The sequence below is a fragment of the Vibrio cortegadensis genome, assembly GCF_024347395.1.
Lineage (GTDB): Bacteria > Pseudomonadota > Gammaproteobacteria > Enterobacterales > Vibrionaceae > Vibrio > Vibrio cortegadensis.
On record NZ_AP025472.1, the window covers coordinates 2,382,614 to 2,405,331 of the forward strand.

General features: G+C 41.0%; 21 protein-coding genes and 1 other RNA gene. 13 read left to right on the top strand and 9 right to left on the bottom strand.

Annotated elements, in window-relative coordinates; all coding sequences use genetic code 11:
* Positions 1–174: 174 nt before the first annotated feature.
* The 3 genes from dnaK to grpE all read right to left on the bottom strand — a co-directional run bounded on the left by dnaK (position 175) and on the right by grpE (position 4,638).
* Positions 175–2,088 (bottom strand): molecular chaperone DnaK, encoded by a 1,914-nt coding sequence (gene dnaK / locus OCV39_RS11240; protein ID WP_113796522.1) that lies wholly within the window; start codon positions 2,086–2,088, stop codon positions 175–177.
* Between the two features lie 346 nt (positions 2,089–2,434).
* Positions 2,435–3,709 carry a dicarboxylate/amino acid:cation symporter gene (locus tag OCV39_RS11245; protein ID WP_261888472.1) on the bottom strand — a complete coding sequence of 425 codons (1,275 nt, stop codon included), beginning with the start codon at positions 3,707–3,709 and terminating at the stop codon, positions 2,435–2,437.
* Positions 3,710–4,032: 323 nt separating this feature from the next.
* Complete coding sequence (gene grpE, locus OCV39_RS11250; protein ID WP_113796526.1) at positions 4,033–4,638, bottom strand: nucleotide exchange factor GrpE; 606 nt, start codon at positions 4,636–4,638, stop codon at positions 4,033–4,035.
* 146 nt (positions 4,639–4,784) lie between these two features.
* On the opposite strand from grpE, the gene nadK reads away from it, so the two are divergent.
* The 3 genes from nadK to bamE all read left to right on the top strand — a co-directional run bounded on the left by nadK (position 4,785) and on the right by bamE (position 8,073).
* A complete protein-coding gene (gene nadK / locus OCV39_RS11255; protein WP_017053800.1) occupies positions 4,785–5,669 on the top strand; it encodes an NAD(+) kinase in 885 nt (294 codons plus the stop codon).
* 209 nt (positions 5,670–5,878) lie between these two features.
* Positions 5,879–7,543 carry a DNA repair protein RecN gene (gene recN, locus OCV39_RS11260; RefSeq protein ID WP_261888473.1) on the top strand — a complete coding sequence of 555 codons (1,665 nt, stop codon included), beginning with the start codon at positions 5,879–5,881 and terminating at the stop codon, positions 7,541–7,543.
* Between the two features lie 170 nt (positions 7,544–7,713).
* Positions 7,714–8,073, top strand: a complete 360-nt coding sequence (gene bamE, locus OCV39_RS11265) for an outer membrane protein assembly factor BamE (protein ID WP_017053798.1) — start codon at positions 7,714–7,716, stop codon at positions 8,071–8,073.
* A 248-nt stretch (positions 8,074–8,321) separates the two neighbouring features.
* On the opposite strand, the gene OCV39_RS11270 is transcribed toward bamE, so the two are convergent.
* Both OCV39_RS11270 and OCV39_RS11275 read right to left on the bottom strand, forming a co-directional pair.
* On the bottom strand, positions 8,322–8,672 hold the full coding sequence (locus OCV39_RS11270) for an RnfH family protein (protein ID WP_261888474.1): 351 nt from the start codon (positions 8,670–8,672) through the stop codon (positions 8,322–8,324).
* Positions 8,673–8,674: 2 nt separating this feature from the next.
* Positions 8,675–9,103 carry an SRPBCC family protein gene (locus tag OCV39_RS11275; RefSeq protein ID WP_113796532.1) on the bottom strand — a complete coding sequence of 143 codons (429 nt, stop codon included), beginning with the start codon at positions 9,101–9,103 and terminating at the stop codon, positions 8,675–8,677.
* 116 nt (positions 9,104–9,219) lie between these two features.
* Between OCV39_RS11275 and smpB the strand changes: the two genes are divergently transcribed.
* The 10 genes from smpB to OCV39_RS11325 all read left to right on the top strand — a co-directional run bounded on the left by smpB (position 9,220) and on the right by OCV39_RS11325 (position 16,450).
* The gene (smpB, locus tag OCV39_RS11280) at positions 9,220–9,705 is read left to right on the top strand and encodes an SsrA-binding protein SmpB (protein ID WP_017053795.1); all 486 of its coding nucleotides are present in this window, start codon (positions 9,220–9,222) and stop codon (positions 9,703–9,705) included.
* 66 nt (positions 9,706–9,771) lie between these two features.
* Positions 9,772–10,138: a transfer-messenger RNA gene (gene ssrA / locus OCV39_RS11285) on the top strand.
* A 197-nt stretch (positions 10,139–10,335) separates the two neighbouring features.
* Entirely contained in the window at positions 10,336–11,580 is a 1,245-nt protein-coding gene (locus tag OCV39_RS11290; RefSeq protein WP_261888475.1) for an integrase domain-containing protein, read from the top strand.
* Positions 11,580–12,395 (top strand): hypothetical protein, encoded by an 816-nt coding sequence (locus OCV39_RS11295; RefSeq protein WP_261888476.1) that lies wholly within the window; start codon positions 11,580–11,582, stop codon positions 12,393–12,395. The genes OCV39_RS11290 and OCV39_RS11295 overlap by 1 nt, the downstream gene beginning before the upstream one ends.
* A 127-nt stretch (positions 12,396–12,522) precedes the next feature.
* The gene (locus OCV39_RS11300; RefSeq protein WP_261888477.1) at positions 12,523–12,738 is read left to right on the top strand and encodes a helix-turn-helix transcriptional regulator; all 216 of its coding nucleotides are present in this window, start codon (positions 12,523–12,525) and stop codon (positions 12,736–12,738) included.
* A gap of 42 nt (positions 12,739–12,780) precedes the next feature.
* Entirely contained in the window at positions 12,781–13,005 is a 225-nt protein-coding gene (locus tag OCV39_RS11305; protein WP_261888478.1) for a helix-turn-helix transcriptional regulator, read from the top strand.
* A gap of 362 nt (positions 13,006–13,367) precedes the next feature.
* A complete protein-coding gene (locus OCV39_RS11310) occupies positions 13,368–13,751 on the top strand; it encodes an inovirus Gp2 family protein (protein WP_261889509.1) in 384 nt (127 codons plus the stop codon).
* A gap of 9 nt (positions 13,752–13,760) precedes the next feature.
* The gene (locus OCV39_RS11315) at positions 13,761–14,456 is read left to right on the top strand and encodes a DNA polymerase III subunit delta (RefSeq protein ID WP_261888479.1); all 696 of its coding nucleotides are present in this window, start codon (positions 13,761–13,763) and stop codon (positions 14,454–14,456) included.
* Complete coding sequence (locus OCV39_RS11320; protein WP_261888480.1) at positions 14,446–15,936, top strand: terminase; 1,491 nt, start codon at positions 14,446–14,448, stop codon at positions 15,934–15,936. The genes OCV39_RS11315 and OCV39_RS11320 overlap by 11 nt, the downstream gene beginning before the upstream one ends.
* Positions 15,937–15,991: 55 nt before the next feature.
* On the top strand, positions 15,992–16,450 hold the full coding sequence (locus tag OCV39_RS11325; protein WP_261888481.1) for a hypothetical protein: 459 nt from the start codon (positions 15,992–15,994) through the stop codon (positions 16,448–16,450).
* 153 nt (positions 16,451–16,603) lie between these two features.
* Here OCV39_RS11325 and OCV39_RS11330 read toward each other — a convergent pair whose 3' ends face one another.
* From OCV39_RS11330 to OCV39_RS11345, 4 genes are all read right to left on the bottom strand, one after another.
* A complete protein-coding gene (locus tag OCV39_RS11330; RefSeq protein ID WP_261889510.1) occupies positions 16,604–16,687 on the bottom strand; it encodes a M48 metallopeptidase family protein in 84 nt (27 codons plus the stop codon).
* Positions 16,688–17,043: 356 nt separating this feature from the next.
* Positions 17,044–20,268: a type I restriction endonuclease subunit R gene (locus tag OCV39_RS11335; protein ID WP_261888482.1), complete on the bottom strand. Its 3,225-nt coding sequence runs from the start codon at positions 20,266–20,268 to the stop codon at positions 17,044–17,046.
* Complete coding sequence (locus OCV39_RS11340; RefSeq protein ID WP_261888483.1) at positions 20,265–21,413, bottom strand: DUF4268 domain-containing protein; 1,149 nt, start codon at positions 21,411–21,413, stop codon at positions 20,265–20,267. The genes OCV39_RS11335 and OCV39_RS11340 overlap by 4 nt, the downstream gene beginning before the upstream one ends.
* A 17-nt stretch (positions 21,414–21,430) precedes the next feature.
* Positions 21,431–22,708, bottom strand: a complete 1,278-nt coding sequence (locus tag OCV39_RS11345) for a restriction endonuclease subunit S (protein ID WP_261888484.1) — start codon at positions 22,706–22,708, stop codon at positions 21,431–21,433.
* Positions 22,709–22,718: the final 10 nt, after the last annotated feature.

A 22,718-nucleotide genomic window follows, 5' to 3' on the forward strand; every position in this document is an offset into this window, starting at 1 on the left:
TGCCATGGGCGGTTTATGTATCAATCTAGATAAAACCCCTAAAGAGATCATTAAAAATTGAGCTATTTATCTGAGTATTATCTAGAGTGATTCGTTACTTACAAGATTGCGGGCGTAAGAGTTACCTCTGACGCCCGCAAGACTATTAGATCTGAAGTTGATTAGCGAGAAGTATTACTTCTTAGCGTCTTCTTTAACTTCTTCAAATTCAGCGTCAACTACATCGTCTTCTTGCTTAGGTTGCTCACCTTCAGCGCCAGCTTGTTGAGCTTGAGCTTGTTGTTGAGCAATTTCCATTAGCTTTTGAGCCGCTTGCATAAGTTCTTGAACTTTAGCGTCGATCGCTTCTTTATCATCACCAGACTTAACGCCTTCTAGTGCTGTAATAGCCGCTTCGATTTTCTCTTTCTCGTCTGCAGGTAGAGCTTCACCAGCTTCTTCCATTTGCTTACGAGTGCCGTGGATCATTTGGTCAGCTTGGTTACGAGTAGTCACTAACTCTTCGAATTTTTTATCTTCTTCTTTGTTAGCTTCAGCTTCTTGTACCATTGCTTCGATTTCGTCGTCTGATAGACCGCCAGAAGCTTGGATAGTGATCTTCTGTTCTTTACCAGTCGCTTTATCTTTAGCAGATACGTTTAGGATACCATCAGCATCAAGGTCGAATGTTACTTCGATTTGTGGCATGCCACGTGGTGCTGGTTGGATACCTTCTAGGTTGAATTGACCTAGAGACTTGTTGTAAGTCGCTTGCTTACGCTCACCTTGAAGAACGTGGATAGTTACCGCGCTTTGGTTATCTTCAGCTGTTGAGAACGTTTGGTTCGCTTTTGTTGGGATAGTTGTGTTTTTCTCAACTAGTTTAGTCATTACGCCGCCCATCGTTTCGATACCGAAAGATAGAGGAGTTACGTCTAGTAGAAGAACGTCTTTAACATCACCAGCAAGTACACCACCTTGAACTGCAGCACCCATTGCTACTGCTTCATCAGGGTTTACGTCACGACGAGCTTCTTTACCGAAGAACTCAGCAACTTTAGCTTGAACCATAGGCATACGTGTTTGACCACCAACTAGGATTACGTCAGTGATATCGCCTACTGATAAATCAGAGTCAGCTAGAGCAACTTTAAGTGGCTCAAGAGAACGTTGTACTAGGTCTTCAACTAGAGATTCTAGTTTTGCACGAGTCACTTTAACGTTCATGTGCTTAGGACCAGTCGCATCAGCTGTAACGTAAGGAAGGTTTACGTCAGTTTGCTGTGCAGAAGACAGTTCAATTTTCGCTTTTTCTGCAGCTTCTTTAACACGTTGCATTGCAAGAGGATCGTTCTTAAGATCGATACCTTGCTCTTTTTTGAATTCTTCAACCAAGTACTTGATCATGCGGTTATCGAAATCTTCACCACCAAGGTGAGTGTCACCGTTAGTTGCTAGTACTTCGAAAGTTTGGTCGCCGTCTACTTTGTCGATTTCAATGATAGAGATATCAAATGTACCGCCACCAAGGTCATATACAGCGATAGTGCGATCGCCATCTTTCTTATCAAGACCGTAAGCAAGTGCCGCTGCTGTTGGTTCGTTGATGATACGCTTAACTTCTAGACCAGCAATACGACCAGCATCTTTTGTTGCTTGACGTTGTGCATCGTTGAAGTATGCAGGAACAGTGATTACTGCTGCTGTTACTTCTTCGCCTAGGAAATCTTCAGCTGTCTTCTTCATCTTCTTAAGAATTTCAGCAGAAACTTGAGGAGCAGCCATTTTTTGACCTTGCGCTTCAACCCAAGCATCACCATTGTCAGCTTTAACAATGTTGAAAGGCATGATTTCGATATCACGCTGAACTTCTTCATCTTCAAAACGACGACCGATTAGACGCTTAATTGCGAATAGTGTGTTTTGAGGGTTTGTTACGGCTTGACGTTTAGCTGGCTGGCCTACTAGCGTTTCACCTTCAGTATATGCAACTACTGATGCTGTAGTACGTTCGCCTTCAGCATTTTCAATTACGCGTGGTGCGTCGCCGTCTAAAACTGCAACACAAGAGTTAGTAGTACCTAAATCAATACCAATGATTCTACCCATCAGGCTATCTCCGAAATAAATTCTGTTTAGTTTTTGCTATGCCCCAAAATTGGAGCGAGTAAACAAGGACGCAATCCTCATTCACAAATTATGAAGCATAATCATGTTTGCTTCTTGTATGCCCAATAGATAGGGGCGGACAATTCCTTTTCAAGGGTCGCAAGCAAAAAAAATCACTTTTTTATCTGTATTAGTCAAAAAGCGAAGGGTTATTTTCAAAATGGCGGTTTCTACTCTTTAAAAATGACACAGGTGCTCATAAGCAACTGTCTATCCTAAACACTGAAAACCACCAAAAGAAAGCGGAGCCAATTGGCTCCGCTGATTATATTCGTTGTATCGTTTCTTATGAGTTAGCTTGAGCTGGCTCTGCTTCTTTCTCAATTGATACCGAGATTTCATTCTCTGATTTAGCCACAATGGTATTCACAGCGGTATCACCAACCACATTTGAAGAAGTACAGAACATATCATTAATACGGTCAACCGCAGCAATGATTGCAAGACCTTCCGGTGGCAAGCCTAGTTGATGAAGAAGCACGCCCACCATCACAACACCACCACCAGGAACACCACCAGCACCAATAGACAGAAGTAGAATCGTTAAGCCTAGAGTGAAGATGTCTGCAGAGTTAATTGGCTGACCAAATGCGTTCGCAACGAAAATAGTCGCCAATGCAATATAGATAGACACGCCTGACATGTTCATTGTCGCGCCGAGCGGAACACCAAAACCAGCCACTGACTTAGATACATTAAGCTTTTCAGTCAAAGTACGCATCGTTACAGGGATAGTTGCGTTAGAACTTGCTGTAGATAGTGAGAACAGTATTTGTTCACGAGTTGCACGCAAGAATTGGCGAGGAGAAATACCTGTTGTAAGTCCAACCATCATTGGATAGAAGACAAAAATCCAGAATACAAGCATTGCGACAACAAGCGCCACGTAACCAGCAACAGAAGCAAGAGTATTCGCATCTAAAGTGGCACCCAGTTGAATCATAAGGGCAAAAACACCAAATGGAGCCAAGCTCATCACCAAGCCTACAAGCTTCATCATGATCTCATTGGCCATTTTGAACGTTTTGATCGCAGGGCCGCCACGAGAGTCAAGAGCCTGAATAGCAAGACCGGTTAAAATAGCCATGAAGATGATTTGGAGCATGTCACCATTAGCAAAAGCTTGCACAGGGTTGCTTGGTACAATATTAACCACTAGAGAAAAAATATCTGGCGTTTCTGTTGTCGTCAGCTTAACCGCTTCTGAGATCGTTCCAGCAAGATTTGCATCAGCACCCGGTTGGAAAATCATACCAACAGTTAAAGCTGCCGTAATCGCAATGATGGTGTTAATAATGTAAAGCGCAAAGGTTTTACCACCAAGACGACCAAATGCCGTGATGTCTTTTAAATCGACGATGCCACAAACGATAGAGACATAAACTAGAGGCACAACCAAAAGTTTAATCAGTGAAACAAACATGCCACCAGCGCCTTCTGCAAGGCCTAGTAAGTATGTATCGAAAATTGTTATCCCATTAAATAGGTACTGAATGGCAGTACCAATAAGCAGACCAGCGAACAAGCCTACAAAAATTTTACTTGAGAGCGATTTATCCATCGTTCGTCTCCGGTTCGTTGTGTTGAATAATTGTAATATTTTAGTGAGCAAAGCGTTTAAAACGCTAAACTACCGCGCATAATACACAGCAAAATTACAATTTAAAGCATTTATTTACATTAATGCTACATAAAACAAATCAGAACAAACAATCACCAACTCATAGCATTGCAATATAAAACTCCAATTATCAAAGATAACAATGTTTTAGTACATCGAACTCAATAAAGATTAGAAAGCCCTTATATATCGAGTTTCCCTTGAATTAAAAATAAAAAAAAGAGAAGCCTAAGCCTCTCTTTTTATGCATTCGATTTGGTATTTTATTTTGCAACCATAACCATTGCAGGGCGAACCACTCGTCCGTTCAACTCATAGCCTTTTTGCATCACAAACATAACCGTGTTTGATTCGTGATCTGGACTTTCTTGAATTGACATAGCTTGGTGGAATTCTGGATTAAACACTTCACCTTCAGGGTTAATCTCTTTCAAACCAAACTTAGACACGGTGTCTACGAATGTTTTATGCGTCAGTTCGATACCTTCAAGGATTGGTTTTACGGCTTCATGCTCTGCATCTGCGGCTTGAATTGCACGCTCAAGGTTATCAATAACCGGTAGCAAGCCTTCAGCAAATTTGTTCAGTGCGTATTTACGAGCTTTATCGATCTCTTGCTCAGTACGGCGGCGCATGTTTTCAACTTCAGCTTTGGCGCGTAATACAGACTCTTGTTGCTCTTTAATTTTAGCTTCGCTCGATAGCAATGCGGCTTCAAGTTGAGCGACTTGAGACTCTTCTTCTGGAAAAAGTTCTTCTTCTGGGTTCCAGTCCACATCCGCTTCCGTACCAACCGCTTCAACTTCTTGCTCGGCTGTTTCTTGCTGTTGCAGCTCTTCTTCTTTCAATTTGTTCTCTTCGTTGCTCATGTTCTCTCCAGAATTCAATTTTCTATGCATATCAAAAGGGGATATTAAACCTCTAAATTGAGATAAAAAACTCGCATAGACGTTCGACTTGCCTTTATTATGGGGACGAAGATTTGTGATTCAAGCATTAATAGTTTGGAAACGTTATGAAAAAGCCATTTGAGGTCATTGCCATCATAGGTAAACCTCGTGATCAAAAAGCAATTCAAACCCATCGAGAGCTATTTAATTGGCTAACTTCTGAGGGTTATCAAGTATTTATTGACGATCGTCTTGCTGCTATCTTAGATGATATCCCACAAGAACAATTTGCCAGCCTAGTCAGCCTAGGAAAAAAAGCCGATCTTGCCATTGTTGTTGGTGGTGATGGGAATATGCTTGGAGCCGCAAGGATCCTTTCACGCTTTGATATTTCCGTCATTGGAGTCAACCGTGGAAGCTTAGGATTTCTTACCGATCTCAACCCAGAAGACTTCCAAACCTCACTGCAAGCCGTATTGAGTGGTGAATACTCTGAAGAAGAACGCTTTCTATTAGAGACTGAAATACATCGCCATGGTCAAATAAAAAGTCATAATGCCGCATTAAATGAAGCCGTTTTACACCCGGGTCAAGTCGCACGAATGATCGAATTTGAAGTGTATATCGATGATAGTTTTGCTTTTTCTCAGCGTTCAGATGGATTAATCGTTTCCACACCTACAGGATCCACCGCTTATTCGCTTTCAGGTGGAGGCCCTATCCTCTCTTCAAGCCTTAATGCCATTTCACTTGTGCCAATGTTCCCACACACTTTATCGAGTCGTCCGCTTGTAGTAGATGGAAATCGAAATATTAAGCTCATTGTTTCTCCTGATAATCCGGGCACTCAAGAGGTAAGTTGTGATGGACAAATATCGCTACCTGTTTCTCCTGGCGATGAAATTCATATTTACCGAAGCCCCAACGTACTTAAGTTGATTCACCCGAAAGATTACAGCTATTACCATGTACTGCGAAACAAACTTGGGTGGTCTAGTAAGCTGTTTTAATTCCGGGCTCGCTTAAGGTATTTAATGGATGTAAATCTACCAAGTCACTCAAACATAAGTAGATTAAAGAGAAACAGCCATTAGATTGATGCTGCTCACAAAATGAAATCGCATAAGCAACAAAAATTACCTGTATAACTTTACTGTATAAAGAAACAGTATATACTGTCTTCTTATACAGTAGTGTTTAGTTATACAGGTAATAAAAGATGCTGGCTCATTTAAGTGTTAATAATTTTGCAATTGTTAAGTCGCTACAGCTAGAGCTCTCTAAGGGCATGACCACCATCACTGGTGAAACAGGCGCAGGTAAATCTATTGCAATAGATGCACTCGGGTTATGTTTAGGCGGTCGAGCTGATGCAGGAATGGTAAGACAAGGTGAAGAAAAAACCGAAGTCAGCGCCGCGTTCTTACTCGACAACAATCTCAATGCCACTCGCTGGTTAGAAGACAACGATCTTTTTGATGGAAGCGAATGCATTTTACGCCGAACCATCACCAAAGAGGGTCGCTCTCGCGCTTTTATTAATGGCAGCCCTGTTCCGCTATCTCAACTAAAATCACTCGCTCAACTATTGATCAACATTCATGGTCAACATGCGCACCATCAATTAATGAAAAGTGATTACCAACTCTCCATGTTGGATCAATATGCAGGCCATACTAATCTACTAAAAAATGTCCGTAACGCTTATCAAGCGTGGCGACAAGCCGACAACAACCTAAAAACTTTACGTGATAATAGCCAACAGAACCAAGCTCAAAAGCAGCTTCTCGAATACCAAATTAAAGAGTTAACGGAACTCGCCATTGGTGAAGAGGAGTTCCAAACGTTAGAGCAAGAGCATAAACGCTTATCCAATAGCGGAGAGCTTGCCTCAAGTTGCCAACTCGCCATTGATCTCATCTATGAAGGCGATGAATACAATGCCCTCAGCGTGCTTCAAAAAGCCAATAGTTCGTTAATCCAACTGGCTGAGCTAGACGAAAAACTATCCTCACTTCCTAATATGCTTGAGGAAGCGATCATTCAAATTGAAGAGACCAACAACGAACTGCGCTCATATCTAGACTGCATTGATGTAGATCCAGGAAGAATGGCCTTTGTGGAAGAACGCTTCTCAAAAATTATGTCTATCTCTCGTAAACATCATGTTCAACCCAATGAGCTCTATCAGCATCATCAAGATTTGTTGAAACAGATCGAAGAGCTTGATTGTTCAGACGAGAAACTCGACGAACTCGCTCAAGAAGTGCAGCAAAAATTCCAATTATTCCTCAATCATGGAGAGAAACTGCATAAGTCTCGTAGTCGCTATGCGAAAGAGTTAAATAAACTGATCACACAAAGCATGCATGAATTGAGCATGGAAAACGCGAAATTTGCGATTCAGGTTGAAGCTCAAGGTTCTCATCCCTCTCCTCTTGGATTAGATTGCGTCACTTTTGTGGTTTCGACTAACCCTGGGCAGCCAATGCAGCCCATTGCGAAAGTCGCTTCTGGTGGTGAATTATCACGTATCTCATTGGCGATACAGGTCATCACCGCACAGAAGGTAGAAACACCAAGCCTTATTTTTGATGAAGTCGATGTCGGTATCAGCGGCCCAACCGCTGCCGTTGTCGGGAAAATGCTTCGTCAACTGGGAGAGTCCACTCAGGTAATGTGTGTTACTCACCTTCCTCAAGTCGCAGGGTGTGGGCATCAACAGTTGTTTGTCGCGAAAAATACTAAAGCGGGAAAAACTGAAACGCAGATGAACGTTTTGGATGAAACTCAGCGTATTGGAGAGCTAGCACGACTGCTTGGAGGCAGTACAATCACCGACTCGACATTAGCCAACGCGAAAGAACTACTCATGGTTGCTTAAGCCGAAAGTTTGTTTGAAAAGTTCAATCAGAGCACTATTTTTGTCCAATAATGCAACTTAACTCAAAAATAGCAGTCTGATTAGCATCAAATAACAGGGAGTTTTTTACTTCTGCCTCTAGCTTGTTTATTATCAGGCCAGATTTACGGATAACGACTAAGAATTTTACTATGCGATTTAAGAAGTGGTTAGTAGCAGTCCCACTAGCACTAACAATGTTGACGGGTTGCTCCGTATTAGAAAAGCTGGTTTATCGAATTGATATAAACCAAGGTAACTATGTAGAACAAGAAGCAGTTAGCCAACTCAAGTTTGGTATGACTAAAGACCAAGTTCGGTATGTCATGGGGTCCCCTATGCTAATCGAAAATGGCTACCCTGATACTTGGTACTACATCTACCATCACACCAAAGGCCATAACGATCCGATCCAAAAGGACTTAATCGTGAACTTTGGTGAACATGGTACATTATTGAATATTGCGGGTGATTTCCCGGAAAGCGACACCTTTTTCGAAGGCTTAAACTAATCCTCATCGGAAAACACAACGCGCAATAAAAAGGCTCAAAAAGGCTCGCAATGACGAGCCTTTTCTATATCTGGCGCATAGGCAATTTTCCACAATGACGTCACATTACTGTAACGACAACGGTTTCAAGTTAAACACAGCAACGCCAATGCAGATGTGGTTAACGAAACCATTTTTACCGAAGACATCGTTACCATAGATATAGTCAACGAAGACATGATAACAAAGAGATTGCAAACAAGACCTAACTAGCTTTTACGCATCTCATTCATCTTACCGCCTGTCACAGGGTCAATAGCCCCTGCGGCTTTGGCTTGTTCCGCTCGCTTACGTCTGATCTCTTTAGGATCAGCAAGCAATGGTCGGTAAATCTCAATGCGATCTTTGTCTCTAACCGTCGCATCTAGCTTGATATTACGACTAAACACTCCCAGTTTATTTTTGGCTAAGTCAATCTCAGGGTACAAAGCCAACACGCCCGACTGCTGTACAATCTCTTCCACCGTCATATTACGGTTCACCACCAAGTTAAATACTCGCTGCTCGTGTGGCAACGCGTACACAACCTCTACATGGATCATGTCCGATTCAATACTCATCTTTAATACACCTGTTTTGCGCGCTGGGTAAACGCACTAACCATATTGCTCGTCAGATCATTGAAGATCTTACCAAAAGCCATCTCAATCATCCGGCTTGAAAATTCGAACTCTAACTTAAGTTCAACCTTGCATGCTTGCTCATCTAACGGAATAAAAGACCAACCACCTTGTAACTTTCTGAACGGACCATCTACCAACTCCATCATAATAGAAGTACCATCAGTTAACTGATTAGAAGTAGTGAACGTTTTACTAATACCGGCTTTTGCAACATCAACTGATGCGACCATTGTCGTACTTGATGATTCCAAGACACGAGAGCCTGAACAACCAGGCAAAAATTCGGGATAACGGGCAACATCATTAACCAAAGCATACATCTGGTCAGCACTAAACGACACTAACGCTGAGCGAGTGACTTGTGGCATATAGACTCCTGTAAGTAACAGCGATACATTTAGCTGTCGAAAAATTTAATTCTATTGAGCTAGCGCGCAAATAAAGGATTCCCCAATTCAGGTGCAATCCGTATAATGAGGCCATTATGGCAAAGAATAAATCAAAATCAAAAGCGGGTAGCAATACCATTGCGCTAAATAAGAAAGCTCGCCACGAATATTTCATCGATGATGAGATAGAAGCGGGGCTTGAGCTACAAGGCTGGGAAGTAAAATCTCTACGTGAAGGTAAAACTAATATCGTGGAAAGTTACGTCTATGTTCGGGATGGAGAAGCATTTATCAGTGGTATGACTATCACTCCGCTTATCCAAGCATCAACACACGTTGTCGCTAACCCAACTCGTATTCGTAAACTTCTTTTATCTAGAAAAGAACTCGATAATCTTATCGGGCGCATTAATCGTGAAGGTATGACGCTAGTTGCAACCGCTATGTATTGGTCTCGCTCATGGGCGAAAATCAAAATTGGCGTAGCAAAAGGTAAAAAACTGCACGACAAACGTACTGATATGAAAGAAAAAGATTGGGCGAGAGATAAATCGCGAATTATGAAGAGTAGTTTGCGTTAATTTTAAGCACTTAAACGCACAACGCTAGACAGGCTATGCTTTTCTGGTACTATGCAAATAACACTTGGGGCTGATTCAGGATTCGACAGGAATTTTGAAGTCTGAGGTGCATGCCGTGGGGCGGTTGGCCACGTAAAAAGCCGCAAAAAAATAGTCGCAAACGACGAAAACTACGCACTAGCAGCTTAATAACCTGCTGAGAGCCTTTCTGCCCTAGCTTCCGCTTGTAAGACGGGGAATAACAGAGAGTCAAACCCAAACTAGCTAGATCGGATTCTCCCGCCTGAGAGATGAAGTTCGAAATTTAATTCAGGATAGTCATTTACTAGCGTGTCGGTTCGCAGGTACTTGGTGAAATTAAAGATCGACTAAGCATGTAGTACCAATGATGAATGATTTCTGGACGCGGGTTCAACTCCCGCCAGCTCCACCAAATTCGTATACGAAGACGTTCTAGAACGTTCTAAAAGCCCCCGCAGCATATAGCTTCGGGGGCTTTTTTGTGTCTATAATGTTCGAAACTGTTCGGCTAAATTCGCTTCTTTTAGTACTAAGCAATGTACCAAGGTGAATTTAGTACTAAGTATCTTGGTACTAAATGAGGTTTAGTACCATTCAAGGAGCATTAGGATGGCTAGAACTGTAAGACCTCTTACTTTCACAGAGGTAAACAAAGCTAAACCAAAAGATAAAGAATATACGTTGAGCGATGGACAAGGCTTAATGCTAAGCATTCGACCGTCCGGTAGCAAAGTTTGGCTTTTCAAATATCAAAAGCCCTACACTAAAAAGCGTACCAACATTTCATTTGGTAACTTCCCTGAAATTGGTATCGCTGATGCGCGAAAGCTAAGACTAGATGCTTTAAGTCTACTAGCTAAAGAAATAGACCCCAGAGAGCACAAACAACAACAGACCCAAGGAAAACTCGCAGAACTAGAGCACACCTTCGAAAAAATCGCAGAATCGTGGATGGTCGTTAAGAATTCAACTGTTTCAGAAGATTACGCGAAAGACATATGGCGCTCGTTTGAAATTCATGTATTTCCTAAATTAGGCAAGCTTCCAATCAGTAGGCTTACCGCAATTGAAGCTATCAACACACTTAAACCAATTGCAGCAAAAGGCTCATTGGAAACGGTTAAGCGCTTATGCCAGCGTATTAATGAAGTTATGAACTTTGCGGTTAATACCGGAGTGATTCATGCAAATCCATTAAATAAGATTCATGCTGCATTCCATGCACCCAAAAAGCAAAATATGCCAACAATAACTCCAGAAGAGCTTCCCAAGTTTATGACAACTCTATCTAGAGCAAGCATTAAACTTACGACACGATGCTTAATTGAGTGGCAATTGCACACGATGACAAGACCTCAAGAGTCATCAGGAGCTAAATGGTCAGAGATAGATTGGGATAAACAAATATGGGTGGTTCCAGAAAAACGAATGAAAAACCGCCGTGAACATTCAATCCCTCTAACCCCTCAAATGATCGAACTACTTGACGTTATGAAACCCATCAGCGCGCATCGAGAGTTTATATTCCCCGCAGATAGAGACCCTAAGAAGCCAACAAACTCTCAAACAGCTAACGCTGCCATCAAAAGAATGGGTTATCAGGGGAAACTGGTTTCGCATGGACTAAGAGCAATTGCTAGCACGACTTTGAATGAACAAGGCTTTAACCCTGATATCATTGAAGCAGCCTTATCTCACGTTGACAGCAATGAAGTGCGCCGAGCATACAATCGTACCGATTACCTAGAGCAACGTCGTCCAATAATGTGCTGGTGGAGTGAATACATTTCTAAAGCTAGCTCTGGAAGTTTCAGCCTTACCCATAAACACCTTAGAGTTGTAGGAGGCTCTTAATGTCACATGAAACAGAGCTAAAACGTAAACAAAAAGATTTTAACAAAACAATTCTACCTGAGCTTTTAGAAGGTTATAGCAAGCAGATTAACCTTCAATTTCCAGCAGACGAAGATAATGAATTGATCAACGTAATGGAGTCTCCATTACCTGCAAATGAACTAATAAAATTAATTAGTGCGCGATGCAACTATCAAATTAGCCATCTTGATAAAAAAAATGAGCGCTCTCCATTAGCACACCTTCAGGCTATAGAGGAAAATATAAACAAATATTTTCAACTATTAGACCGAACACAACCATTTTCCTCGATACCCGAAGTTCAGCATATGTTAGAAGTTGCTTTTCACATAGGCTACAACTTAGCAGCAAACGATATGCATGTACTAACTCAAGATCCTGCATTTAAAGGGAGCGAATTGACAGCTAGGTGTAATACAAATATAGAAAAACAAAGTAATAAGCCAATACCAGTAAATCGACTCATTCAAGAAATGTATACATCTCTATATAAGTCATCTGAAATTGAAAGCTTTAAAAAAGAAGAGGCGTATCAAGCTATACAAAATACTATTGATGACTTCTTATGCTTAAAAAAGCTCCCAGAATCTGTTCAAAATTTATTCCTACCTTATGGGAATCATAAAGTTCCGTCCGCTCCCTCAATAGAGAAGATCAGAACCCAAGTACTACTACTAAAAATTACGACCAGTAAAAAGCTGCAACAATGCACTTCGCGCTCTAAACTTGAAAAGCATCTAAAAAATAATTTTGGTAAAAAACAAATACTGTCATTAATCAATAATAATCAATAATTTACATGAAAAACTTGTAAGATTAAAAACTTGGAGTGGCACTGCCTCTGCGTTTTATTTCCAGCTAAAAACATCACAATACCTCTATCGAAGACACTCGAACTAATTGAAACAGATAGAGGTATTTATGAGCCAAAAATCCACAGCCACCACCCTACTACTTGACCGCATCATTCGTGAAGCTGAACGAAAAGAACTCACGGGAATTTCTCGTGTACGAGCATGGGAGCTCGAAAAATTTGGGCACTTCCCTAAGCGAAGAAAACTCACTCCTACTGGCAACTCAGTTGGATGGTTACTTTCAGAAATAAATGAATGGATTCAATCCAGAGAAATAGCGTAACCAGCGTAAGTTAATTATCGATTTAACTTTGAGTAATTACATATGAAAACAAATGGCTTTGATTTCGCCCGAGCCATAACAAAGGCTGATGGCATAAAAATCATCAATAAACAAAGTTTAGCTAAAAAACTAGGTGTAAGTGAATCAACCATCTATCGCATGAATAAACAGAACCAATTGCCAAAACCTCTTTTATCACCAACAGGACGTATTAGAGGATGGCTACAAAGCTCAATTGAAATTTGGATTGCAGATAATCAATCATAATTAAACTGATGATAGGTTGACCGGAAATGACCGAAATTGAAATGAAACCTCATCTTTGTTCATTCCAACCAACCTAACTAACCAATTGATTTTATAAGCACTTAGTGTTGTACGAGTCATGCGACTTTGCAGGTTATATATATTGTATGTATCAGATAGCACTCCATGAATCAAAAAAGCATCTTGCTTATCTGAACTATTACGCTGAAGAACAACTGATCTTTCATCCACTAGGTGGAGTGATTAAAAAGATATTACTTCGGAGCTTTAGCCAGCTAGATACCATGATGAGCTATTACTCAAAAGTCAGTGTTGTCTTTCTCCAGATCCACCAAAAGGAGTTTACCGATGACAATAAGCAGATGGCTTTATTTATTAAAAGGTTCCAACTAAAACTGTCAAAGATTTACTCATGTAAATTTGGTTACGTTTGGGTAAGAGAGCAAGTGTACGCTCAATCTCAACACTATCATCTTGCGATAATGCTAAGCGGTCACCTTTGCCAAAGCAGTCGTGGTATCGACCAGCTTTGCAAAGATGTCTGGGAGCAGATAGACCCTTTAAATTTTAGCTTCAAAGTAAGAAACAGAATTTACCGTATCCATAGAGATGGTAAACAACACGAGTTAAGGGCTGCAAGGTTAAGACTGAGTTACCTAGCTAAGGTACATTCCAAAACGAATTTTGGCAGTCATACCAAAGCATTTAGTACTAGCAGGTTACCTTACAACCCGAGATGTAGTTAAGAGATTAATATGAAGAGACAAAAAGCACAAAAAGGCGTGGATTACACCTTAGACCCTATAACATCGCGAGCAACATTTAAGAAAAATAACAAAGCGGCATTAATTCACGGAGGTTATTCACATGACATTAGTGATCGTATTTTAGAGGCTATTCTAGATAATGATTTAGGCTTTGAAGTTGGTATTTTAAAAGGTCAATTAACTAACATCCACACTATAGGGGGGGAGTTAACTCGAGACTTAATAAGCCAAGGCGAAGAAGCCAATGCGCTCTCTGTAATCCTCTCATGTGCAGATCGATCATCAAAGCTAGTTCCTCAGATTCAAAAACTGTTGCTGTACAGTGAGGCTCAGCACAACGCTTTAACCCATAAAGAACAAGCAGCTCGCAAGCGTTGGTTAAAAAAACTTAAAGATGGTGTATGCCTTCCATCTGAAGTGGCTTATCAGTTTGAAACTCAGCAACTCGGTGAGCCACCAGCGTATGTCCATAAGATGATTGATATTGAGTTACGTAGTAGTGATTCAAAAGTTGAAGATGAGCTATTTAGTCGAACCGACCTACAACAACAATTGTGTGAGTATTGGGAGGCAACAAAAAAAGAAGCTAAAGATAAACAGCTACGTCAAGAAGAGGTTCACAATATTAAGCAACGGATAAATAAAGAGATATTCGAGCCTTCAAAAGGAAATAATGATGGCTAAAAAGCTTAAGACTATCTATCACGAACCCAGATATATCGAGCTCTTAAAAAAATTTCAGCATGATTGGATTGAATTTGCAGCTGTAATTGCAAATAAAAAGCCCACGTGGCAACAGCGTCTAATTATTGAGGCGATTCAAATTAAAGGCGCACGCGTATCAGTATCGAGCGGTCATGGGACGGGAAAATCGGACATGACCAGTATCATGATACTCGCATTCCTTATTTTGAATCCTGAAAGTAGAGTCGTTGTCGTAGCAAATAATGCGGCGCAAGTTAGAAATGTAATTTGGAAATATATCAAAATAAACTTCAACGCAATTTGTTATACACTACCTTGGATAAAACAGTACTTCGAATTGAACGAGCGCGAATTCTATGCAATTGGATATAAAGGTGTTTGGAGTTGTATAGCTAAATCAGCAAGACAGGGAAACGAAGAAGCATTAGCGGGAGAACACTGTCATACCTACCTTGTTGTTGTAGATGAAGCTAGTGGATTATCAGACAAAGCATTGCAAATCCTTAGCTCTGCTTTAACAGAGAAACATAACAATATGTGCCTTCTAAGCCAACCAACACGTAGCTCTGGGTTCTTTTATGACACCCATCATCGTTTGGCAAAAAACCAAGCCAATCCCCACGGCATATGGACGGCACTCACTCTGAGTTCAGAAGAGTCACCGCTCGTGACACCTGAATTCATTGGCGAAAAACTCATATCTTATGGCGGTGAAGACTCCCCTGAGTATCAAATAAAAGTATTAGGTCAGTTTCCCAATAATGCGGACGGTTTTTTACTCAGTCGTAGTGATTGTGAACATTCTGCTCGATTAACGTTGAACCTAGAACATGGCGAATGGGGCTGGGTTGCTGCTTGTGATGTAGGCAATGGCAGAGATAAGTCCATAATTAATATATGTAAAGTAACCCTAGACTCACCAGAAGAACGGAAAATATTAAGTCACCAAATATTAGAAATGCGTTCAGATATTGACCCTATTGATTTTGCGTATGAAATACAAAAAGCGGTTGAGCCGTATCTAAATGAAAATATCTCCATCCTAATAGATGGTGACGGTGTAGGCTTTTCGACAGTAAAAACTGCCCGTCAAATAGGGTTAAACATTCAAGAGATACGGTGGGGGCAACCAGTTTTCTCTTCATCACAAAAAAGCCGCTTTATTAATAAAAGAGCCTTTAGTCACATCATGATGCGTAATGCCATTAAAACAAGTCGTATGCGTATTGATTCAACAGAGAAAACTAAAGAACAAATTAGCAGACTTCCCGTTCACCTCAATGAATCTGGTCAATGGGTAGCGGTATCGAAAAAAGAGATGAGGGATAAATACAACATCAAATCACCAGACAGGTCTGATACTTATTGCTTTATGTTCTTAGCTTCAGTAACACCAGCAGGTCAAAGAGAGCAATCCATTAACTTTGAAGACATCGATGAACTATTCCAAAATTTTTAAACCAAGCGTAGAAACTCCGCGCGTAACACAAAATTTAACAATAGGAAACACCAAAATGAGAAAATTATTCACCGAAGAAGTACTAGAGCTAACAAGTGAGATTACAAAAATTTACCTACAGTATAAAAAAGAATATCAGCTCAATGGCAATACATCCTGTCAATTCATGGCACGCTCATGTTGCATTATCATTGAAAGAATGACAGATGAGCAGAGTACTAAATTGAAGAAACACATAGAACGGTGCCTTGTTGCGATTTCCAGCAAGACTAACTTCAACTCATTACACGGAAAATGCGTCTCTAAACTCAAACTCTATGATGGTGAAATACCTCATATATTTACAGAGCTTGAACAAGCATACGTTCGCATTCCTAGTGAGACTAAAGAGCTAGACCTTCAATACAACAACCGACAAGCTCTAAACGGTTTTTTAGATGATATCTATAGAACGCTAAAAGGATGCAATCATCAAGAAAGCTTTGATAAACCTGACTTCATGAACATTAACTAAGAACCATCTAATTGATAAAAAAGAGAACCTACTCTGAGATAGAGCTATCAGAGTTGGTTCTCATAAATACCATTAAACACATAGTCCATGCCCGTACTCTCTCAGCCAGTCTTTATGTTCTTGGTAGTCGGGCATGACTCGTTCAACTTCCTTCTAGAACTGTGGCGAATGGCCGTGATGGATTAGATGACAAAGCTCATGCACCACTACGTAATCAACAACCCTGTTGGGAGTCATAACAATCACCCAGTTAAACTCTAAACCACCGTAAGGAGTACAACTCCCCCATTAAACTCTTTAGTTCGCACTACACCAGTTTCAGTGTCCACCAGCAATTCATAACGCCTTACCTTCTCTCAAATCTTCTTATCAGCATGATGCTTGTACTAATTCATTAATGCACGCCGAATATAAGGAGCTTGTGTTGCTGGGGTTTATACCGTAATAACCCATTAAGCAGCTTCGTAAAAGCTAAGCCACCAGCTAGCACTTTTAAGCGATGTTACGCCCTAGATATGGAGATGGTTCACTTGAACACACTCCGACTCAGTTGCTGGGCTGGTGGCCTTTTAACATCTACTAGAATTTTATAATTACTTATACCAACCATCTGCCAGCACTTCAGCTTGCTCTAGTACAAGCTTTATCGCCTCTTCTGCCGCATCTGGCGGGTATTTCCATCTACGTAATAACCGACGAACAAGATTGCGCATTCGAGCACGAACACTATCCCTCTTTTGCCAATCGACAGTGGCTGACTTACGTAGTTGATGAGTCAATTCAATAGCAAGCTTACGCAAGTTGTCGTCACCAAGATCTCTAACCGAAGATTCGTTGTCGACCAAGGCACGATAAAAAGCAATTTCGTCAACAGAGAGGTCGAGTTTCTCTAATAACTCCCCATCTTCTTGCATCTCTTTTGCCCATTGAATCAGCTCCTCAATAACCTGAGCCGTTTCAATACTACGGTTATGATATTTTTGAAGCGTCGACATAATACGTTCAGAGTATTTCTTCTCCTGTACGACGTCGTTCTTCATGCGAGATTTAACCTCATCACGAAGCAGCTTTTCTAACAGCTCTACCGCGAGGTTCTTCTCTTTCATGTTCTTTACATCTTCTAAGAACTCTTCAGACAGAAGCCCAATGTTTGGCTTATCAAGCCCTACCATAGTGAAAATATCATCAACACCATCGGCTACAACTGCATTATTTAGAATTTGTTTTAACACTGTATTGCGCTCTTCATCGGTACGTTTCTTGTCTACCGTTGAGTGCTTGATAAAAGCTGTCTTGATCGCAGAGTAAAAGGCAATTTCGTTCTTATAACCGTGAGTTTCATCCATGGTGCTACACAGTGAATATGCTTTAGCCAAAGCCGCCATCACATCGAGGAATCGCCTCTTTCCGTCCCTGACTTGTTTTCCGTTAGCGTCAGTATGAGATAAACCTGACAAATGGTTAACTGCTCCCGGTAACAAGCGCAATGCATCCGTTTCAAAGTCTGGACGGTAGTTGAATACCTTTGTATCAACGGGTGTTGCAAACATCCCTCTGATGATATCAACTTTCTCCATCAATACTGAAAACGCTTCTGCTGTATCGACAGTTGGTTGGCCCTTACCTTGGCTGTTAGTATAGGTTTTTAGTGCATTTTTAAGTTCATTAGCGATACCGATGTAATCGACAACCAAACCACCGGGTTTATCTTTAAATACTCGGTTAACACGAGCAATAGCCTGCATTAGGTTATGCCCTTTCATTGGTTTATCGATATACATGGTATGGCAACAAGGTGCATCGAATCCTGTCAGCCACATATCTCGAACGATGACGAGCTGAAGTTCATCCTCAGTATCTTTGTAACGCTTCTCGAATAGCTTTTTGGTTTTCTTATCGTGGATGTGAGGCTGCATCTTTTCTTTGTCTGATGCAGAGCCAGTCATCACAATCTTGATTGCACCTTTATCTGTATCTGGGTGATGCCACTCTGGTTTAATTGCCACAATAGCATTGTAAAGATCGACACAGATTTCTCGACTCATCGAAACAATCATCGCCTTACCGGGAAAGGTCGACGTTCGAGTGGTGAAATGTTCAACGAGATCTTTTGCGACTTGTTCAATACGAGGCTCTGCGCCTACAAGTTTTTCTAACGTTGCCCATTCTGATTTTACTTTTTCACGATCTGCCGTTTCTTCATCTTCACCGATTTCATCTTCAACTTTATCGTTAAGTTGCTCTATTTCCTCTTGGTTAATATCAAGCTTAGCGAGGCGAGATTCGTAGTAGATAGGCACCGTGGCACCATCGTCAACGGCATCTTGAATATCATAGATAGAGACGTACTCACCAAAAACACCACGCGTGTCTTTGTCATCCATTGCGATAGGTGTTCCTGTAAAGCCGATGAATGAAGCATTAGGCAATGCGTCACGCATATACTTGGAATAACCATAAACGTACTTGTGACCCGTTACAGTGCCGTTTTTGTCCTTCACTTCTACCATCTTTGACTTATTGCCATACTGGCTTCGGTGCGCTTCATCAGAAACAACAACGATATTACTTCGCTCAGACAGTCTAGGGTGCTCAGTCTCTTCATCTAATAAAGCGAACTTTTGAATCGTCGTGAAGATGATGCCTCCAGATTGGCGATTTAAAAGCAGTTCACGTAACGCATCTCGGTCGTCCGCTTGTTGAGGTATTTGCTTTAACGTCTCTTGTGCCATCCCGAAGGTATTGTAAAGCTGACCATCGAGATCATTTCGATCAGTCACCACCACGATCGTCGGGTTATTCATTGCGGCTTGTTGCAATAACTTACTCGCGTAGCAAACCATAGAGATGCTTTTGCCACTGCCTTGCGTATGCCAAACCACACCAGCTTTACCACTCCCTTGTTTAATTTTTTCTAAAGCAGGTATAGTGCTCTCAAGGAAGTTACCAGATGTATTGGCGGCACGAACCGTCGCCTCAACAGCCGCTCTCACCGCGTGAAACTGGTGATAGCCTGCAATCTTCTTGATAATTTTGTCATTGTCAGTTTCAAACAACACAAAGTAACGGATGTAATCGAGCAATAAATCTTGCTTAAAGAAGCCACGAACCATGGTTTCTAATTGAAACTCCAATAATGGTCTATCGTCCTCCGTAGCGACGGTTTTCCAAGGTAAGAATCGTTCTTTATTAGCCGTCAGTGAACCAACACGAGCCGTCCACCCATCGCTAACAACCAGCGCTTCATTGAAAATAAACAGATCTGAAATTTCATCTTTGTAGGTTTGAAGTTGATTAAAGGCATTCCAAATGTCGGCATGCTCATCGGCTGGATTTTTCAACTCAATAACAGAGATGGGCAAGCCGTTAATAAACACCAAAACATCGGGACGGCGATTCCCTTTTGTACCTGTAATCGTAAACTGATTCACGATAAGGAATTCATTGTTATCAGGCGTCGTAAAATCCATTAACTGAGCGTGAGTATGCTTTGTCTTTGATTCGCCGTCTTCAACAATCGTGTATTCGACAGGCACCCCTTCAATCACAAACTTGTGGAAGGCGCGGTTGTTTTTAATAAGAATTGGCGTATCGGGGGAAGATACCGTGTTAACCACATCATTCAGTGCCTCTATCGGAAGCTCTGGATTGATGATTGCTAATTGATTTAATAGCCGTTGCTTTAAAACAACTTGATGATAATCATCACGCTCTGGAGAATCTCCATCAGGTGCGATGTCATAGCCATTTTTATACAGATAACCTTGGTCGGTGAACCATCTAATACATTCTTTTTCTAACTGGTCTTCAGTGATCATGTCTCGGCTCCACCCTCAAAAGTAGTATTTTTTAATTTATCACTTGCCACTTGAAGTGGAAATTTAAACGCTTTTTCGAGTAAGATCATGTGCTCAACTAACCAGTCAATCATCTCTTGCCATTGTTCTCGATCGTACCCATCAAACTCTTTTCGTAACTGAACTCTAGATGCTTTTTTATCATCTAACCGCAACCACTCCAAAGGTTGACCAAAAGAGGATTCGATTGGACTGATCTGTTCTAGTAACTGGTCAAACAAGAACTTGTTTTCCAAACCTCCAGCACGAGTCATTTCAAGTTGAACTCGAACCTCTCTAACACCAAAGATCAAAGTAAACGGACAAGAACGAACACCAGAGCCAGCACTTAGCCAGTGATCTTTGCTTGGATTGATATTGTTAAACAAATCGCATTGACTACTCTTCATGGATTCTAATGCTCTCTCCCAAAAAGCCATTCGGATTCGGTGTCGATTCTTAAGTTCTGCTTCTGTGTTCTTTTCTTCAGCTTCTTTGGCATTCATTCCAATCATCAATTCCTTAGCTTCAGGAGTCGGAATGATTTGCTCAACGTTAAGAAAAAGATCTTCAGCCATTGAATAAGGCGTCACTTTAAAACATTGAACCTGAATGCCGTGATTCAATAACCACAATGCCGTACTTGTTACTTCTTTTCTAAAGTTGGCTGCAACTAGCATCAAGCGTTGATTCATACCAGAGTTAAGAACGACTTCACTCAAATCAGGAGCATCTAGAAATTCACATAATTGAGATTTTGCATCACCACCACCGCAATACTTAATTAGATAGCCCTGATAAATATCGACAATTTGTGACTTGGTTAGATTAGAACAATAAGACGCATATTTAAGAGCCTGCCACATGACATCACGACCAGTATCATCAAGCTTGTTTTCTATAATGATAAGGTTCCCGTCTTTATCCATCGCTAATAGATCAAGACGCTCTCTCGTATCATCAAACCCATCGAATTCTTTTTGAATGATAAGTAGCTCTTCGCCTAAGGCGTCTGGTTGGTTCGCTAACCATTCTTGCAGGTGATCACGTTCTCGAAAACCAAGATCACTAAAACGTTTAGTTTCTATTCTTGAAATTCGGTTGGATTCCTTATCAATTTTAAACACGTCTTATTGTCCTTATCTTAAACGTCTAACACTTTGTCTAAGTCGATTTCGCCGGAAAGCAATTTAGGAAGTAGCGTGTCACGCAGTGCGGCCAACTGGTTACTCTGAAGTCGCAAATTAAGTCCTTGATTGATTAATGGCATCAAAACTTCATCCATTTTGTCTCTTAGTTCCTTTGGAGGAATGACACATAATGATTCACTCAGGTGACCACGTTTTATATGTCCCATCGTTACTGCTTTGTCTTTAGCAATTTGCTGGAATTTCACCAAATGGTGTTTTGTCCAGAACAGGTATAACGGTAGGTTATATTCTTCACTCGTAACCTTGAAAAGATGTTGATTTAAAGCAGCATTACCACCAGTCCATAAATCAATCATCAAGGAGCCTGACCATGAGAAAATCATATCCCCATCGTATACTCTGCAAGATTCTTTTATATCTGTACGTGCCTTCTCTTTGCCATCACAGTAGCCTTGGCGTAGCTGAGCAATTTTAAGAACTGGTAAGAATTCATCATCTTCAGACTCAGGCCTAAACTTTTGCAATGCCAGCCCATTTTGGAAGTGAGCAACTTTGTCTAAGGGCTTTACTTCCCACCCCTCAGGTATCAAACCCAATTCAGACTCAACTAGCTTTTCTGGGAATAGCGAGGCAGTAGCCGCATCCATCCCCTCAGGTTGCTCACCATTCATCTTGGCTTTTACTGAGTCAAAATCGACAAACCATGACTTGAAAATGGCCTGAGCTATAGCTTCAAGGGTTTGGTTTGTTTGCGCTCCTAGTTGAAGCTTTGCGTCTATGACCGACAACTGGGCAACGATCTTTTTTTGTGTTGATATGTCCGGTATTAATAAAGATAAGCTTCTTTGTGCTGTTAAGCTAAGATAGTCAGCCATGTCAGTTTCACCTTTTCTTGATGAAATCTGGTTTACAAAGTGCTTAGATTGAAGCGCATAGTAAAGATATTGTGGATGAAGAAAAGTATGATCCAATGAGCGCCAAAATGTTGTCTGAGGTGAACATACAAATTTAGGGGAGTTTTCTGGAACAAACGCTATCTTACCAACCGTACCCTTTGTCGAAAGAATAGTATCTAAATCTTTGCCAATCCCTTTTCTTATACGCTGAAAAGCAACATCATTTATGTTTTCTGCTCCAGTAAAATCTAGAGTTCCATTGCAAAAATCGGCAGCTCGAATAAATGCGATACCATCGGCATCAAACTCATTCTTCCTCGGACGGTACTCACCATGATTCCCATCTTGAACAAGAATTAGCTTTTTCTTTTCCAAATCAGCTACG